This is a genomic window from Pseudomonas fluorescens, from assembly GCF_902498195.1.
GTDB lineage: Bacteria > Pseudomonadota > Gammaproteobacteria > Pseudomonadales > Pseudomonadaceae > Aquipseudomonas > Aquipseudomonas fluorescens_BU.
The window spans coordinates 1-526 of the sequence record NZ_CABVIY010000027.1 but is presented as its reverse complement, the minus strand read 5'-3'; the positions used below and the strand labels follow the sequence as shown (position 1 = coordinate 526).

At 55.9% G+C, this 526-nt stretch carries 1 protein-coding gene and 1 pseudogene; both read right to left on the bottom strand.

The window, feature by feature from the left end; genetic code table 11:
• Positions 1-193 (bottom strand): annotated as a pseudogene (locus tag F8N66_RS31935) (glycosyltransferase family 2 protein); the annotation flags it as partial.
• A gap of 5 nt (positions 194-198) precedes the next feature.
• Positions 199-526, bottom strand: a 328-nt coding sequence (locus tag F8N66_RS31365) for a diguanylate cyclase domain-containing protein (protein ID WP_150773746.1), incomplete at its 5' end; no start/stop codon positions are given.

The window sequence follows — 526 nt, the reverse complement described above, 5'->3', positions numbered from 1 at the left end:
GATAGAGACTGATCCTCGGTATACGGGTGCGCCGACGTGCGAACCAGCGCAAAACACCCAGCATCACCATGATCATCAGGGGTAATTCAAAGATCAGAAACAAAGGGAAAAGCATGAAAAACACCCGGCTCAAACCATCCGGCCACATCAGCGAGCTGAGTGCGCTGAGGAGTTGCTCCAGGAAAGGGCTCATGGCGGTCACGCCAACTCACTGGCCAGACGGGCCAGTAGTAGTTCGCCATCTTCCTGTTCGAGCAGATCCTGGGGCGCCGTGATGCTGACGACACGCAGGGAAATGTCGCTGACCTCCGGTGCTGAAAACAACTCGGCGACCCGGCCCAAGCGTTGTTTGACGGTTTCCAGGTCGTTGCCATCGGTATGGGGCAGCATGATCCAGAAATACTCTTCGGTACTTCGAGAGCAGCGGTCTGTATCCCTGACGGTTTCCTTCAAACGATCAGCCACACTATCGATGAAGGCATGGCCGTGGTGTTCACCGAGGCGAGACAAAGTATCGGCCAGGTTG